This window comes from Nonomuraea sp. NPDC003754 (assembly GCF_053605785.1).
In genome coordinates this window covers 1-2,354 of record NZ_JBSGJX010000116.1, presented here as the reverse complement: position 1 = coordinate 2,354, position 2,354 = coordinate 1, and the positions used below count along the sequence as shown (strand labels likewise).

The following is a 2,354-nucleotide window of genomic DNA, read 5'->3' as shown; positions in this document are numbered from 1 at the left end:
CGTCTATCAGGGGTTTCTCTATGTGGTCAGGCGAACGCCGACCTTGCGATCACGCTGTGACCAGCGCTCCGCTGCCAGGGGATGAAAAACGTTCATTGGTACCTCGGACAATCCATGCTCGCCGACGACATGAACGACATCGCCTATGAGCTGACCCGGCGCGGAATGGAGACGATCACTCCCGTGCTCGCAGACGGCGACGACCGGCACTTGTCGGTGTATGGCGGGCTGCATCTGCTGTCGGCGATCGCATTGACCCGCACGGGCGACGACACCACTGCCCGAGAGATTCTGCGCACCACCGCCGCTGATCTGGCCCGGCGGGTCGACGAGAGCACCAACTATTTTGGGCTGGCGTTCGGGCCGACCAATGTCGCCATGCACATGGCGAGCATCGACTACGAGATGCGGCGCTCGCAGGAGGCGCTGCGAGTGGCAGAGGAATCGATGTCACCCGGTCGCCGTCGATGTCGCGGCGCACCTCTCATCTGGAGCAGATGGCCCGCGCGTGCGAGGACCTCGGAGAGGATGCCGCGAGCTTCTCGCGGGCGGCGAATTTTGAGTTCGCATCCGCTGGTTCGCGCCGAACCCAGCAGGTGAACTTACCTTCGCGGAATAACGGTATCCCCCCAGCCCGTGGTCTGCTGGTCGCCATGGACGACCTTGCCGCCGCGGGCAAGTCCACGCTACTGAATGAACACCCTCGCCAAAATGCTGGGAGGTGCGGGACACAGCCTGGTGCGCGCCCGTTCTCCCTCAGACGAGCTGATAGGGCACCTGACCCGAACCCACATCGACGTATGGCCGCCACGGACGCTGACGCACCTGATGGCCGCCGACCCTCCTTGAAACTGTGATCACGCCTGCCCAGGAAGCGGGAAAGCTCGTGCTCATCGACCGGTACATGTTGTCGTCGTACGTCCTTCAGCACCTACTAGCTCCACCGGCACGCCTGCGCGCTCATCGCCCACCCGGCTGGACTGGACGCCGTGGAGGAGACTTGGCCGCGGTACGGAGCGCCCACTGGGCCACTGACGCCCCACCCCGCGACCTCGTGTCTGCCGGGCCATGCGACGAGTGCAGCGGTGACCTGTACGCCCGCCCGAGCGCCGTCACGGTTGCCTGCCGCTGGTGCCTCGACGACGAAGGGCAACATTCGAGGTACGACGTTCGCGACCGCCGTGACTGGATGCTCAACGTCCTCCAAGACCGCCAACTGCACGCCTCCTCCATCGCCCGTGCCCTCACCAGCCTCGTGCGGCCGATCAGGCCAGCCCTGATCCATACGTGGGTGTCCAGGAAGAGGGTGGACTTCGTGGCCGCAGCAGGAGCGGGAGGCAAGACCGTAGCGCTACTCGATTCAGCCCGCGCACAGTCGGGCGACCTACTGCGCAAGGCCGTCGGCACCAGGGCCAAGCCCAGGCGCAGCCGAGGTAGAGGACGAGCGGCTCACAGGGGCCAGAAACGTCGGCCACTGGATCGAGTCCCGAATCCACCGCTCCTTCACCGAGAGGTGCGACGACATGTTCGGCGAAGGCCAACTGACCCGCGACGAGCGGATCAGCCTGTCCAACGCCATCGGCGAGGGACTCAGCGCCTTCAACCGCATTGTCGCTGAGAAGGTCCCGCGCCTGTACGAGCGAGACCTGTGGGACGACATCACACCGTCCGAACCGGCCGCCATCAGCGAAACGCTCCACGACGAGCTGACTACAGACCCCGCGCCCTCCGAGGTGGCGGAATCCGGGAACGAGCCGGGCAGCTCGCCCACCGTCGAGAACGAAAGCGAGGTCGGCATGTCCGAGCTCACCGAAGACCAGGCGCGCCAGCTGGAAGCTGGCACGGGTTCGAGCGGGGCTGTGCAGCAAATCCACGATCTTGGCCCGCACCCCCGGCGCGTGCCCAGGCGACGTCACCTCGGTACCTTGCTCGCTGTCCCCACGTCATCAGATACGGCCGGCAGCGGTCGTTTCTCCCGAAGGTCGGCGTAGCGGAAAGCGTTTCGTCGAGCGGCCCGTGCTGGATCCATGGCCCGATGACGGCATACACGGCACGCTTGCGCCGCTCGTGCCATCCGGACCGTCACCAGAACCACTCGCCGTCGCACCACACCGCCCGACCTAGACCGATATGAGCGCCATGCCGTACCCGTCGTGCGTGTCCGCCGGCATGTCGTGCTCTCGCAGCAGTGCGTCGCGCAGTATGTCGAATGTCTGCCGATAGCGCTGCTTGTGACTCCTTGCCGTTCCTGGGCACGGCAGTGAACGTTTTTCATCCCCTGGCAGCGGAGCGCTGGTCACAGCGTGATCGCAAGGTCGGCGTTCGCCTGACCACATAGAGAAACCCCTGATAGA

At 65.3% G+C, this 2,354-nt stretch carries 2 protein-coding genes; both read left to right on the top strand.

Annotated elements, in window-relative coordinates:
• The first annotated feature begins 114 nt into the window (after positions 1-114).
• A complete protein-coding gene (locus tag ACWEVS_RS46170; RefSeq protein WP_452557596.1) occupies positions 115-600 on the top strand; it encodes a hypothetical protein in 486 nt (161 codons plus the stop codon).
• A 923-nt stretch (positions 601-1,523) separates the two neighbouring features.
• The gene (locus ACWEVS_RS46165) at positions 1,524-1,991 is read left to right on the top strand and encodes a hypothetical protein (protein ID WP_452557594.1); all 468 of its coding nucleotides are present in this window, start codon (positions 1,524-1,526) and stop codon (positions 1,989-1,991) included.
• The last annotated feature ends 363 nt before the right edge of the window (positions 1,992-2,354 follow it).